10 protein-coding genes are annotated in these 13,820 nt (G+C 51.1%); 6 read left to right on the forward strand and 4 right to left on the reverse strand.

Annotated features, from left to right (window positions below; translation table 11 throughout):
• Window positions 1–105 precede the first annotated feature (105 nt).
• The 5 genes from BLW68_RS03200 to BLW68_RS03220 all read left to right on the forward strand — a co-directional run bounded on the left by BLW68_RS03200 (window position 106) and on the right by BLW68_RS03220 (window position 9,368).
• Window positions 106–1,320, forward strand: coding sequence for a lytic polysaccharide monooxygenase (locus BLW68_RS03200; protein WP_092790158.1), 1,215 nt, complete (start codon window positions 106–108; stop codon window positions 1,318–1,320).
• Window positions 1,321–1,576: 256 nt separating this feature from the next.
• The gene (locus tag BLW68_RS03205; protein ID WP_092790160.1) at window positions 1,577–4,945 is read left to right on the forward strand and encodes a dockerin type I domain-containing protein; all 3,369 of its coding nucleotides are present in this window, start codon (window positions 1,577–1,579) and stop codon (window positions 4,943–4,945) included.
• A gap of 71 nt (window positions 4,946–5,016) precedes the next feature.
• The gene (locus BLW68_RS03210; protein ID WP_092790162.1) at window positions 5,017–5,652 is read left to right on the forward strand and encodes a hypothetical protein; all 636 of its coding nucleotides are present in this window, start codon (window positions 5,017–5,019) and stop codon (window positions 5,650–5,652) included.
• Window positions 5,653–5,806: 154 nt separating this feature from the next.
• Window positions 5,807–7,126 carry an amino-acid N-acetyltransferase gene (argA, locus tag BLW68_RS03215; RefSeq protein ID WP_092790165.1) on the forward strand — a complete coding sequence of 440 codons (1,320 nt, stop codon included), beginning with the start codon at window positions 5,807–5,809 and terminating at the stop codon, window positions 7,124–7,126.
• Window positions 7,127–7,265: 139 nt separating this feature from the next.
• Window positions 7,266–9,368, forward strand: a complete 2,103-nt coding sequence (locus BLW68_RS03220; RefSeq protein WP_092790169.1) for a DUF6351 family protein — start codon at window positions 7,266–7,268, stop codon at window positions 9,366–9,368.
• Here BLW68_RS03220 and BLW68_RS03225 read toward each other — a convergent pair.
• The 3 genes from BLW68_RS03225 to BLW68_RS03235 form a co-directional block, all read right to left on the reverse strand.
• Window positions 9,351–10,418: a glycerol-3-phosphate dehydrogenase/oxidase gene (locus BLW68_RS03225; protein ID WP_092790171.1), complete on the reverse strand. Its 1,068-nt coding sequence runs from the start codon at window positions 10,416–10,418 to the stop codon at window positions 9,351–9,353. The two genes, BLW68_RS03220 and BLW68_RS03225, sit on opposite strands and share 18 nt — an antisense overlap.
• Before the next feature lie 12 nt (window positions 10,419–10,430).
• On the reverse strand, window positions 10,431–11,537 hold the full coding sequence (proB, locus tag BLW68_RS03230; protein WP_092790173.1) for a glutamate 5-kinase: 1,107 nt from the start codon (window positions 11,535–11,537) through the stop codon (window positions 10,431–10,433).
• Window positions 11,538–11,598: 61 nt separating this feature from the next.
• Complete coding sequence (locus BLW68_RS03235; RefSeq protein WP_092790175.1) at window positions 11,599–12,117, reverse strand: DUF4124 domain-containing protein; 519 nt, start codon at window positions 12,115–12,117, stop codon at window positions 11,599–11,601.
• Window positions 12,118–12,317: 200 nt separating this feature from the next.
• Between BLW68_RS03235 and BLW68_RS03240 the strand changes: the two genes are divergently transcribed.
• Window positions 12,318–12,956, forward strand: a complete 639-nt coding sequence (locus BLW68_RS03240) for a YiaD family glycine zipper/OmpA-like lipoprotein (RefSeq protein ID WP_092790654.1) — start codon at window positions 12,318–12,320, stop codon at window positions 12,954–12,956.
• 56 nt (window positions 12,957–13,012) lie between these two features.
• Here the strand turns inward: BLW68_RS03240 and fkpA are convergent, their stop codons facing one another.
• A complete protein-coding gene (fkpA, locus tag BLW68_RS03245) occupies window positions 13,013–13,753 on the reverse strand; it encodes an FKBP-type peptidyl-prolyl cis-trans isomerase (RefSeq protein ID WP_092790177.1) in 741 nt (246 codons plus the stop codon).
• Window positions 13,754–13,820: the final 67 nt, after the last annotated feature.

Raw genomic sequence — 13,820 nt, forward strand, 5'->3', positions numbered from 1 at the left:
GGCGGGCACTCAAACACTCTGCGCCGCCCTGCCAAGGTCACGCCGCTCACCAATGTCAACTAAGGTGCAGCCTGAAGGTTCTCTGGCTGCATAGGAGATTCAACGATGAAATCAAAATATGTAGTGCCCGCATTACTAACAACAAGCCTGCTATTTACCAGCCTGCAGGCCAGCAGCCATGGCTATGTCGACTACCCCAAGGCCCGGCAACAGATTTGTAAAGACGACGGCGGTTACTGGTGGCCGGCCGATGGCAGCGGCATACCTAACTCTGCCTGTCGCGCCGCTTACCAACAATCGGGCGGTTATATGCTAACGCAGCACCATGAGTTTTCGGCCAACGTTGCCGATTACCGCAATATGGCAGCGGTGCAGGCAGTCGTCAGCGATGGCAGCCTGTGCGCCGGCGGTGACAGCCGCAAAAGTGGTATGGATATTCCCTCAACCGACTGGCAACGCACCAGCATTAACCTGACACAAAGCAATGAGATCACGCTGCGTTTTCGCGCCACCACGCCACATAACCCCAGCTACTGGCAAATCTACCTGAGTAAACCCGGTTTCGACAGCGCCAGCGAAACACTCAGCTGGAACCAGCTACAGCTGATACACCAGCAAAACGACGTAACCGCCGAGGCCGGTTACTATAATCTTAATGTGCAGCTACCAGCAGATCGCAGCGGCCCGGCAGTGCTTTATACCCGCTGGCAGCGGGTCGATGTAGTTGGCGAAGGTTTCTATAACTGCTCAGATATCGAATTGGTAAATGGCAACAGCGACCCTTCGCCAGTGCTATGGTTTGATAAAGGTGCTTTTGTTAACCTGCAAACGCCGGCAGAAATAGGCGGTTATGCTCAGCTACGGCTATTTGATGCCGATGGACAAGAGCTGATAGACGAAAGCTGGCAGATCACCAACGCCAATATCGGCAATGCACTCTGGGCCACTGAACTGGCAACACAGATAAACACCCAATACAGTAATCTGCTGCAAATTGGCGTGTTAAGCGGCGATAATGTGGTTTTTAGCAGCGATCTGGCAACTAACCGTGCCTATGTGCGGGATAACAACACCTTCTATAACCTTGACCTGCGCCCGGCAGACAGCGGTGGCAATAACCTGCCTGGTAACTGCCCGGGTTATGACCTGAGTAGCGTAAACACCTACCCTGACTGGCCGCAAAGCAACATTCAGGGCCAACCCGGACACGCCGCCGGTGGTGATCAACTGATCCACCAAAACGCGTTGTATCAGGCCAACTGGTGGACACAATCTACACCAGGCAGCGACAGCAGCTGGGTACAGCTATGTAGCTGGTAAGCTGGCAGTATTGAGACCGCCTGTGCGACCTCAATTGTCAAAATATTTTACAACCTCCGTCACATTTACACCAAACCAAAATGTTAAATTATTACCTCATTGTTTTTACTATTGTAAAAAATAGTGGTGCAATTATTGCTTTGTCGACGCTGTTGAATCAGCGGCCGGTGAGTCAGGGAGATGTTCTCTCACCGCCATTACATTGAGCAAAAGTTTGCCAGCGGTATTCAGCAAACCCGACTAACGGAATCTAACAATGCTACACAAAACACTTGGCTTTATTGCCGTCTTATTCTCATCTACCGTCAGCTTTGCTGCCGACCAGCATACCCAAGATGGTGACATACAGGTAGAAGCAGGAAATCAGTTCAACATATTATCCCGCTCCTCCCCTTTTGACCCGCCAGCCAACCATAGCTTCGTAGCAGATTCAGGGCCAGGTCTGGATACCGGTTGCACTTTTAACACCGATCCCGGACATCCACTGCTGATCGATGTAATGATTGACAAAGCAGTAGGTCCGGTCGATGCAAATGGTTATCTGCTGAATGCTGATGCTCTGATTGCGAAAGGGATAATTCCCTCTACTGTGGGTATTCTGATGCCTGCTTTTGACGTGGATGTTAACGGAGCACCGCCACCGGAGCGCAATGAAGTGCTCTTTAACGGTCAATCGTTGGGTACCCTTACCGGCGACGATAATATCTGGATGTTGAACAACTTTAGCGTTGATATCCGGAGGGTCAGATTCCCTGCGCCGGGCAGTGGCGTCCCGCAAGCTAACCGGATCCAAATTAATATCGATACCTTATCCAGTGGACGCTGGTGTACCGCAATTGACTGGGTCGCGCTGATCCTGGAAATTAAACCTGTTGTGGCGTTAAAACTGACACCGAGCAATAGCAATCCAGTATGGAAAGATAATGCAACCCGGATAACCGACATTTTTACCCAAAGCCTGGATGCTAATTGCAACCTTACAGACGACAGCAGTCCTGCAGCAGACAAACCTTTTTCAGCTGCCAGTGAGGTCGCTCTGGTGGATGTGGATGCCCAGTTAAGCTCCTGTCCAGGCGATTTACTCAACGATGCACAGGTGCAGGCGCAATGGGCAATTCAGGGCACGTCTAAACAGGGTAGTGCATCCTGGACCGGCTCTGCCGGCACAGTTTCGCTAGATGTTCCGGCCCAAATAGGGGCCTACAATGTCACCTTTGACTATCAGGTGAACGGAGAGGCTTTACCTACCGTTACCCGCAGTTTGTACGTCACCAAGCGCGCCCCTACCCTGGCCAAACCGCTGTCATACTGGTATGAGCAAGCTACTGCCTGGGCCAGCGGCGAATCTGATGACCAGCAGATCCTGACCAAGGTACTACAGGGCGTATACAGCTATGGCAATAGCCATTGGGAGTATGGTTATGGTGCACATGCCGGCACATTTGGGTCAGTGGTAAAATGTTCATGGACAGAGCTGATGGCCGACCCTATCAGTTGCAACTATTCGGATTGCTATGTATTTAGTGATGTGTTTGAAAATATGTCTGGTTTGTTAGGCGTCAGTGGGCTTAGCCCGATCACGAAAGTTGGCAGCGCTGCAGATGGCCTTTTTATAACAAACGCTGCCCCCTCGCTCGACCCAGCCTTTCCAGGCAGTGCTAGGCCGATAGGCAGCAGTTATGACAGGTATTTGTTCTCCACTCACAGCCTGCGTCTGCGCTCAGCCGTTTACTATGATGCCACCTTTAACGGCAGTTACAGCCAGGATGATGAGTTTATTGCCTGGAATATCGACGGTGTGTCTGCCGATGGAAGAGGCCCACATTATACTACGCTAGAGGGTGCAAAAATTTATCGTTATGCTCCGGCCATACCCAACAAGTACGAACAAACCTGGGGCGCTTATGAATATCTGGCACCAGTTCCTTTTGCTCCTGTGGTGCCGCTGGCAGATACCCCGCAACAAGCCACAATGTCTGTACAAGCCGAAGCTGTATTTGAACCCCTGGATCAGGATAGCAACGATATGTTTGAGCAATTACAGGTCCGACTGTCACTGGATTTCCCCGGCGCAGGCTTCTATTTCATTCAGGCATCGCTGACTAAAGATGGCTCGCTGGTAGCCAACCGTACCAGTGACAATGATTCCAGACCGGTGAGTTTGTTTTTTGATGCACCAACAGCGGGTTCACACGAAATCAGCCTGCGTTTCTCCGGCCAGCAGATCCTCGAATCTGGTGTTGATGGCCCTTATGAACTCAATCTGCAGGCTGTAGGACCTGGTGGTCTCCACTTTGCGGTATCTGCAGTGTCACCAATACTGGATCATCGCCTGTTTGGCGAACGGCCGTTGTCTATACTGTCTGGAACCGATCAGGGCATTGATGTAGACGCCGACTCTCTGTTCGATTTGCTGCGTGTTCAGGTTGAGCTGAATGTTATGACAGCTGGCGAATATCAGGTTAAAGCGACACTGCTTGGTGCCGGCAACAGTGTGCAGAATATCCTGCTGCCTGTTACCCTGATACAAGGCAGCCAAAGCCTTAGCCTGGATTTCTCCGGTGTGGCCATTTATCGCGCCCAAACGGACGGTCCTTTTGAGATTGCAATCAATATCGCCGATATGAATGATCGCACGGTAGCCAGCAAAACCCTGCTCAGCCAGCCCTATCAATATTTGCAGTTTGAAGGGCTGATCGAGTTCAGCGGCAACCTGCAGGCGCAAGGAATTGACAGCAATGGCAACGGTAGATTTGAACAGTTGCAGGTGGATATTCCGGTGTTGAGCCGTACCATTGGTGACTTCAATATCAGAGCCACGCTCAGAGACAGTAGCGGCAATAAACTTTTGGTTGCTGAACAAAGTATCCGTTTTGACAACAGCAACCAGTTACTACGCTTCCTGTTTGATGGTGCTGCTATATATAACTTGCAAATGGATGGTCCTTACACACTGACGCTGATACTGGTTCAGACTGCCAACAACTATATATCTGATGTCGTTATCGTGCCTCAGACTACGCAAAGTTTCAGTTATGAAGAATTCGAAAATACCAGCCAGACGTCACAATTGCGGCTTAATGGCAGCAACAGTGATCAGGGCATAGATACCAATGGCAACGGCCTGTTTGACAACCTGCGGGTAAGCATCGGTATCGAGGTGGTACTGGCCGGCAATTATAACTGGACCGCCAGCCTGGTGGATGTTAATGGCAGGGTACTGTCTTTGGGCAGCGGCCAGGGCTTTCTGAATCAGGGTAATCAGTCATTAATCCTGAACTATCCCGGACACGCCATCGGTAGCAATGGCATAGCTGGGCCCTACACCGTTCGGGATCTACTGGTATTCAGTAATAACGGTGCCAATCTGGTGTCGACAGTCGGTGCCACCACCCAGGCGTATGCTGCCAACCAGTTTGAAGGTTATACCGGACAGGTTGAAGGCGATTTCGACGGTGATGGCGATGTCGACCGGCAAGATCTGGAGTTACTGATGAGCCAGTTAAATCAACCCGTTAACGCTGGCAATGCCGCCATGGATTTGAATCGGGATGGCATTATCAACATCCTCGATGCACGCTTACTGAGGTTACGTTGCAGTCGTCCTCAATGTGCTGAGGAATGAACCTGATAAAGGAGCGGGGAAAGTTAACACTTTCCCCGACATTTAAACTAAGAAGGATAAGGATTAAAAAAATGAGCATCAACCCAATAAAATTGCTGTTAGGTTTGCTGATATTACTGGTATCTGGTTTTAGCCAGGCTGCGCTTATCAGCATTGTTCCTTCACAAAGTTCTGTGCTACCCGGACAAAGCTTTGCTGTAGACATTGTTATTGACCAGCTGGCTCCCGGCGGTGCGCCATCGCTGGGCGCTTTTGATCTGGTATTTACGTTTACAAGTGCACGCCTGGGGGTGGATAGTACCGATGCAGATGCTGATGGCGTGCTGGATAACGTAATTATCGATCCGTCCGGCCAATTGGATTTATTCAATTTGGGTTTGAACATACTGGGAACCGAACTGCTGGCTCCGGGCCAACTGCGAATTTTCGATTTGTCTTTTGACCTTCCCACTGATCTGAATAATTTTCAGGCCAATAGCTTTGTCCTTGCCAGCCTGACATTGATAGCACTGAGCCCTGGACACGCCGATTTAGCTGTCAGTTTAAACGGCTTGGCCGATGGTTTGGGAAACGCGCTTAACAGTCAGCTTATTAACGCTACAATCATGGTGGAAGGTACAACTGCTATTTCAGAGCCTGCTACTTTGCTAATGATGCTGCTCAGCCTTGGTATGCTGGTGGTTAGTATGCGTTTTTCAAGGCCGTAACAGACGCAGAATAAATATGCTTAAAAAGTAGATATGCACCCACTAATCACCTAAAATGCCGACTTTGTCGCAGTTGCAGTTGGCATTTTGTCATCTTGCTGCCATCTTTAAGCCTTACACCTGTGTTGTCTTTTCAGAAGGAAGCCCCAAGCCCGTGCGCACTACTGAACTTGTTTCCGGTTTTCGTCAGTCTGCCCCTTATGTTAATGCTCACCGCGGCAAAACCTTTGTGGTAATGCTCGGTGGTGAAGCGATTAGCCAAAGCGGTTTTCGCAGCATTATTAACGACATTGCCCTGCTAAACAGCCTGGGTATTAAAATTGTGCTGGTGTATGGCGCCAGGCCGCAGATAAACGCAGCGCTGCAACAGGCCGGTTTGGAACCTACCTACCATAACCGTGTACGGGTAACCGATGACGACTCGTTTAAACTGATTAAGCAAGTCGCCGGTGCGCTGCAACTGGATATAACAGCCCGGCTGTCGATGAGTTTAAGTAATACCCCGATGCAAGGCGCGCAAATTAACGTGGTAAGCGGTAACTTTGTTATCGCCCAGCCACTGGGTGTCGATGAAGGTATTGATTATCACCACAGCGGCCGAGTGCGGCGCATTGATGCGGCCGGTATCCGCCGCCAGCTGGATAACAACGGCATAGTGCTGATGGGGCCAATAGCGGCCTCGGTTACCGGTGAAAGCTTTAACCTTACCGCTGAAGATATAGCTACCCAGGTCGCGGTAAAACTAAAAGCCGACAAAATGATTGGCTTTAGTGAAATTGGCGGTATCGTTGGCGAAAATGGCGAAATAACAGCAGAGTTAATGCCAAACTACGCCGAAAAAATCATGCTGGATATGGAGCAGCAACCCAATGCCTGCCCCGGTACGCTGGCATTTTTGCATGCCGCTATTACCGCCTGCCGTGCTGGCGTACCGCGCTGCCACTTAGTTAGTTACGATGAAGATGGCGCCCTGCTGCAGGAGCTGTTCTCACGCGATGGTATCGGTACGCAAATTGTGACTGAATCGGCAGAAAAACTGCGCGCAGCCACTATTTCAGATATTGGCGGTATTCTGGATTTAATCCGCCCACTGGAGCAGCAAGGCCTGCTGGTGCGCCGCTCCCGCGAGCAACTGGAAATGGAAATAAACCAGTTTACCTTAATTGAACGCGATGGTTTGGTAATTGGCTGTGCAGCGCTGTATCCGTTTCCGGAAGAAAATGTCGGCGAATTTGCCTGTCTGGCAGTGCACCCGGATTACCGCGATGCAGACCGCGGCAGCCTGCTGCTAAAAAGTATTATCCAGCAGGCGCGACAGCGTAAATACGACAAACTGTTTGCCCTGACCACCCGCAGCATTCACTGGTTTTTAGAACAAGGCTTTGAACTGTTAACGGTAGATGATTTACCGGCACAGAAAAAGCAACTGTATAACTACCAGCGCCGCTCTAAAATTCTGGCCATTACCTTGTGATCCACACCGGGCCGCTTTAGCGGCCCGGTGTTTTTATACTACCCGGCAATAAAACCAGGCCTAAATTATTTTTGCCAGCTGCCAACGGCTGCAAACTGGCTACACTAAAAATATCTGCCACCCAAACGGATAGATAGCTGTGCTACGTATACTCATACTAAGCCTGTTGTTACTGCTGCTGGCTGCACTGCTGCTAATACAATGCAGCGGCACCCCTGGTCCGCGCTGGCGTGAGCCCAACCCGGTGCAGGCTATTGCCCCTGATCAGGCCGGTTATAGCCTGGCCGTAACCACTCATATTCGCCACAGTGCCCGCCCGGCAGATCCCTATCCGTACCCGATACCACTGGGTGAACCCGGCCCGGTAATGCCCTTATACAGTGGCGGCTTGCGTTACCCGCTGTATTGCGATTTTTCGCAACAGGGTTTACCACCACCGCTGGCAGATAACCCACAAGGCTATGGTATTGCTATAACACAGCAGGACAACACTGTGGGTTACAGCAAAGACTGCCTGCACCCGGCCAGCCAGCAGTATTTTTATGTCAACGCCGCCGGCAGCATCAGCCATTATCAGCAGCAACCTTTAATGCCCGGCGATATATTACTGCGGCTTGAACTGGGTACAATCAACCGGTTCTTTTACTATCTGCTAATGCCGGTACTACCGGAAGAAAGCGCGTCACGCAGCAGCGCTAAGCTATGGAACGGCAAACTGATTTACCAGTTTCATGGCGGCGTTGGCATTGGTTACCGCCAGGGTTATTTACGTCCCGAACGGTTGATTAGCGACCGGCTGGCAGAACTGCAGGCCGGTTTTGCTGTTGCCAGTGCCAGCATTAATAAAACCAGTTACGGTTATAACTTTTTATTGGCAGAAGATACCGCCAGCCGGGTAAAGCGCCAGTTTATCAGCCTGTACGGTCAGCCACTGTACACTCTGGGTATTGGTGGGTCGGGCGGGGGTATAGCACAGTACCTGCTGCTGCAGAACCACCCGGATCTGCTCGACGGCGGTATAGCGCTGTACAGTTACCCCGATATGCTAAGCCAGACCCTGTATGCGCTCGATTGTGATTTACTGCATAACTATTACTACTTTAATGCCGCAGATAAAACCCGCTGGCAACAGATTAGCCAGCGCCAGTTGCTCGAAGGGCTGAGTGTGTCGGCACAGCACAGCCTAAAATTCAGCCAACAGGTGGTGTTGGCTCAGCTTGGCAGCGGTATCCGGCCCACGCTGCCCGACGGTGCTACCCAATGCCACAATGCCTGGCTTGGTTTATCGTCACTGATACATAACCCCACCCAGGGTAAACTGAAGCGGCTAACCACAGATCCGCTGCTGGCGCAGGTTAACTGGAGTTACTGGGGCGATATGGCCGGTATTTTTGGTAAAGACGAACATGGTTTTGGCCACAGCCTGTGGGGTAACAGCGGCGTACAATACGGCCTTAGCGCATTAATTAAAGGTGAGCTTGATGCGCAAGACTTTATCGTCCTTAACGCGGCTATAGGCAGTTGGCGGGTGCAGGCAGATATGCGGACAGAACAAATTAGCTACTTGCCGCTGGTTGATGTACCGCTGTGGCATACCGCTTTTGGCCGGCAAAATATTATCAGCCGTAATAACAATGAAACCGCCCCCCGTTTTAGTGCCAATATAGCTGCCATTGCCCGTGCTTACCGGTATGGTCAGCTGTTTCTCGGCATGACAGAAAAACCTGTTCTGGATCTGCGGCATTATCTGGACCCGGAGCTGGACATGCATCACCTTGAGCCGTCGTTTGCTGCGCGCGAACGCCTGCAAAAACGCAACGGCCACACTGCTAACCAGTTAATCTGGGTAAGCCACCCCGGCTATACCCCTTTAACTGAAGCCATCGCACTGATGGACCAGTGGCTAACCCGGCAGGAAAAGCCAATGCAGGCTAGCGACCGGTGTTTTGCTGCCGATGGCTCTGTTATCGCCAGCGGCGATCATGTCTGGCACAGCGGGGAGCTATGTGCAGCAACCTATCCCCCGCTCAGCAACAGCAGGCGCCAGGCCGGTGCGCCTGAGCATGGTCTGATGTTCAGCTGTGCACTTATCAGCGTGGATCAAGCAATAGCGCGCGGCGATTACCAGCCGCAGGACATGCGCCCTTTTGCCGCACAGCTCAAAGCAGTGTTTCCAGATGGGGTGTGCGATTACACCCGGCCGGATCAGGCCATGCCGGAAGATTTAGCTTTTACGTACTGACAGCGCAACCTGCTTACCCAGCGCCCGCGCGGTAGTCCATTTCCCGCCCGACACCGTTAACAGCTGGCCCTGCCAGTTAAGCTGATATTCGCGGCTGGCTTTGCTGGCATTGGCCGTGCCGCCAAGCAAAGGCCGCACACCGGCAAAATCTGCCAGCACCGCCTCACGCTGGCGCGCGGGTAAAAAGTAATGGTTATATACACCAAGCAGGTAATCACGCTCGGCATCTGAGCACACTATGGGCTCATCCAATTGCTGGCGCACTTCGGTAGTTCCCAGCAGTGTTTTGCCCTGATACGGCAGCACAAATACAATCCGCGCTTCGCCAGGCACTTCCAGCATATGGCCGTAACGGCTGATTGGCGGCAGCAATAAATGGCTGCCACGCACTAAATCCAGCGGTTGCTGCGGTAAGTCCGATTGCTGCAACAGCTGTTGGCTCCAGGGCCCGGCCACGTTTACTATGCGTTCAAACTGCTGCCAGCCACTGCTCAGCAATACCTTGCCATCCGTGGTTACCTGTTGCACCGGGCTGTGCTCAAAAATATGCACTCCGGCTTTGGTACATTGCTGAGCCATCCACAGGCCGAGTTTTTTATCGTCCATCTGGCCATCAAAAAACAGGTAAGCCCCGGCTAAACCTTCGCTGTTTAGTTGCGGTGAACAGCGCAGTGCCTGCGCAGCCGTTAACCAGCGATGGCGGCCAATGCCTTTTCTGCCGGCAAAAGTATCATACAGCCACAGGCCTATTTTTAATTGCCAGCGGGCCCGGCGCGAGGTGTTATACAGCGGATACAAAATGGGCAGGCGGCGGGTTAACTGCGGTGCTTTTTTAAGCCACCAGCGCCGCTCTTGCAATGCTTCGCGCACCAGCCGGAACTCACCCTGCTCTAAATAACGCAGGCCACCATGCAGCAGCTTGGAAGATGCCTGGCTGGTAGCCTGCATCAGGCCGTCACGCTCAAACAGGCTCACATCATGCCCGGCCAGTGCCAGTTGCCAGGCACTGCTTAAGCCGTTAATACCTCCGCCTACTACTGCTATTTTCATCCGGTATTTGCCTTAGTTGGTCAGTGCAATATCATCGCGGTGTACCACTTCTTCGCTGGGGCAAAATCCCAGTGTGTCTGCAATTTGCTGGCTGTGTAAGCCTTTAATTAACTGTAGTTCAGTCACGCTGTACTGGCTGATACCTTTTGCCAGTTGCTTGCCGCCGCTGTCGCATAGCCAGATAGCATCGCCTTTATCAAAATCACCTTCAGCGGCAACAATGCCTTTTGCCAGTAGCGATGCGCCCTTATGTAGCAATGCCTGCACCGCACCACTGTCCAGCACAATACTGCCATGGCTTTTCAGGCTGTGCAGCAGCCAGTGTTTTTTTGCACTGAGCCGGTCTTGCTGGCGTACAAATAACGTACCGGCCTGCTCACCTTTAAGTAAAGCATCAAAACTTTCGGCTTTCTGGCCGTTAATAATCAGTGTATCTACGCCAAGCCGGGTAGCTTTTTCTGCCGCCTGAATTTTGGTTACCATGCCGCCGGTACCAATGGCGTGGTGGCTGCCGCCAGCCATAGCATAAATGCTGGCATCAACCCGCTCTACTCTGGGGATAAACCGCGCATCTGGTGTAGTTCTTGGGTTGGCGCTGTACAGGCCGTCGATATCCGAGCAAATAATCAGTACATCAGCATCAACCAGTACCGCCACCATGGCCGCCAGATTGTCGTTGTCGCCTACTTTCAGCTCCGCCGTGGCAACACTGTCGTTTTCATTCACTACCGGCAACACCTGGTTTGCCAGCAGGGTACGCAGCGTATTGTCGATATTAAGATAACGGCGCCGGTCGGCCAGATCGTCATGTGTCAGTAAAATCTGCGCACAGCGAAAATCAAATAAATGGCTCCAGGTAGCCATCATCTGGGTTTGGCCAACTGCAGCCATAGCCTGCTTAATATTGATAGGTAACGGATGGTGTGAGAAAGCAATAGCCGAGCGCCCGGCGGCCACACTGCCGGAGGACACCAGCACCACTTCAACTCCGAGCTGGCGGCATTCGCTGATAAAGCGGGCAATAGCAAGTAAATAACGGGTAGAACACCCTTTGGCATCGGGGGAGATCAGCGCACTGCCTACTTTGATCACAATGCGCCGCCAGGCTGAATTTAACATAGACACACCTTCACGCTGCTATAGTGCCAGCAGCTTAAAGTTCAGGCGTCTATATGTCTATTTAATTTTGAGCGCGGGCCACTTTTACGTCACAGTTACCGGGCGATAAATGGGTAAAACCGCCATAAGCAGAAATAACCAGTTGCTCGTCTGTGAGCTTTCTTACCTGCCAGCTAACCTGGCCACTGCCAAAGGCCGGGTGGTCAATAACAAAAGAGCCCGGAGTCTGGCGAATGGCATATTTAAAAGTGTCTTGCCGCTGGCCCTGACTGATGTGCTGCACCATCTGGCGCTCGCTGAAAATCCAGGTTTTACGCATGGCGTTATCCAGTGTCACAGTGCCATCAGCCACAACGGAGGTACCTATCTCGCACCAGCTGCCAGAAATCAGCTGGTTAATGTCCACCACCTGCTGTTCACCAAAGCGGATATCCACTTTTACTTCGCTACCACTGCGGCAAGGCTCGCCCTGAAATACCACATCGCCATTAGCTGCCGTGCATTTATATACTTCAGCACTGGCATAAGGCACAACCAGCAAACTGGCGAGTAGCAAATATAACCGTATCATTATTGTCATTATTCAATCCCTTAACGCACACTGGCAAACTGTATGCTGACAAAATCCTGCTTACAATACTGAAAAAACTACCTAAAGTGAATCATGCTTACATAAACATACAAAATAGCAACAAAACCTTTTGCTTAGTTCCGTTATAGTTCAGCCCGAATTCAGCTGTCAGCACTATGCTAAACAGAATAATTTATCGGGAGTTTATTATGCGCCGTTCAGCTTTGTTAGTATCTTTATTATCTGCCAGCCTGGTGATGGCAGGTTGCGCGTCTACAGAATATTCCAATACCGCCAAGGGTGCGGCTATAGGTGGTGTAGTAGGTGCTGTTGCAGGTAAAGCCACAGGTAACCATAAAGACAAACGTCTGGTTATTGGTGCCGCTGTAGGTGCTTTAGCCGGTGCCGCTGTAGGCAGCTATATGGACAATCAGGAAAAAGCGCTGAAAGAAGAATTAAGCGGCAGTGGGGTAAAAGTGGTACGCGATGGTGACAAATTGCGCCTGGACATTCCTGCCCAGCTGACATTTGATATTAACCGCTCAGACATCCGCTCTAACCTGTACCCGGTATTTAATGATATTGCCAAGGTACTGCGCGATTATGAAAAAACCATGCTGGTTATTGCCGGCCACACTGACGATACCGGTGCCTATCAATACAATATGACGCTGTCGCAAGCGCGCGCTGACAGTGTTAAAAAGTATCTGACAGCACAAAATGTGCAGGCTATTCGTATTGAAACACAAGGCTATGGCCCAAGTTACCCCATAGTGCCAAACACCTCTGAAGCTAACCGCGCACTAAACCGCCGGGTAGAAATTCATATTGAACCTATAGTGCAATAAGCATTACGCATAAAGCAAAAAAAGCGGCCGGGGCCGCTTTTTTTTATTGGCTCGGATTATTGCTCTACCGTTTCTGCAGAGACAATTTCCAATAACTCTACTTCAAATACCAGTACGCTGTTTGGCTTAATCACGCCCATATCGCGCTCGCCGTAGGCCAGCTCTGATGGAATAGTAAACTTAAACTTAGAACCCACGTTCATCAGTTGCACGCCTTCTGTCCAGCCCGGAATAACGCGGTTTAACGGGAACTGTGCCGGTTCGCCACGATCCAGTGAACTGTCAAACTTGGTGCCATCGGTTAAGGTGCCAACGTAGTGCACTTTTACTGTGTCAGTTGCTGCCGGTTTTGCACCATCTGCCGCTTGCAGCACTTCGTACTGTAAGCCTGATTCAGTTACTTTTACGCCTTCTTTCTTAGCGTTTTCTTCTAAGTAAGTTTTACCGGCTGCAATAGCCTGCGCCGCTTCAGCTTCCATTACTGCAGCTTGCTTTTCACGGAATTGTTCTTCCAGCGCAGTCATCATGGTTTGCACTTCTTCTTCGGTCAGTGCAGTTTTATCAGCAATGGCGTCTTGTACACCACGTAAAATTAATGCGCTGTCCAGCGACAGGCCCATTTTGTTGTACTCATCCAGCGTGCTGTCCAGGTAACGGCCAACAGACACCCCTAAGCTGTAAGATTGTTTTGCTTCGTCAGTATCCAGCGCAGCTGGCTTTTGCTCTGCTTCTTTCTGACAGGCTGCAAGAGTAATAACAGCCACTGCGACCAGTGACATTTTGGTAACTAAGCGCATTCGGTTCTCCAAGATTTACGCAGCCAGGCTGCAAAAGTATGTTTTAATAGTGTCCAATGAACTGACC

It is taken from the genome of Rheinheimera pacifica (genome assembly GCF_900108485.1).
Taxonomy (GTDB): Bacteria; Pseudomonadota; Gammaproteobacteria; order Enterobacterales; family Alteromonadaceae; genus Alishewanella; species Alishewanella pacifica.

Excerpts from the sequence above, each read along its gene's own strand:
- BLW68_RS03210 (WP_092790162.1), top strand. The coding sequence starts at position 5,017 with ATGAGCATCAACCCAATAAAATTGCTGTTAGGTTTGCTGATATTACTG.
- fkpA (WP_092790177.1), bottom strand. The coding sequence starts at position 13,753 with ATGCGCTTAGTTACCAAAATGTCACTGGTCGCAGTGGCTGTTATTACT.
- BLW68_RS03200 (WP_092790158.1), top strand. The coding sequence starts at position 106 with ATGAAATCAAAATATGTAGTGCCCGCATTACTAACAACAAGCCTGCTA.
- BLW68_RS03240 (WP_092790654.1), top strand. The coding sequence starts at position 12,318 with ATGCGCCGTTCAGCTTTGTTAGTATCTTTATTATCTGCCAGCCTGGTG.
- BLW68_RS03235 (WP_092790175.1), bottom strand. The coding sequence starts at position 12,117 with ATGACAATAATGATACGGTTATATTTGCTACTCGCCAGTTTGCTGGTT.
- BLW68_RS03205 (WP_092790160.1), top strand. The coding sequence starts at position 1,577 with ATGCTACACAAAACACTTGGCTTTATTGCCGTCTTATTCTCATCTACC.
- BLW68_RS03225 (WP_092790171.1), bottom strand. The coding sequence starts at position 10,418 with ATGAAAATAGCAGTAGTAGGCGGAGGTATTAACGGCTTAAGCAGTGCC.
- proB (WP_092790173.1), bottom strand. The coding sequence starts at position 11,537 with ATGTTAAATTCAGCCTGGCGGCGCATTGTGATCAAAGTAGGCAGTGCG.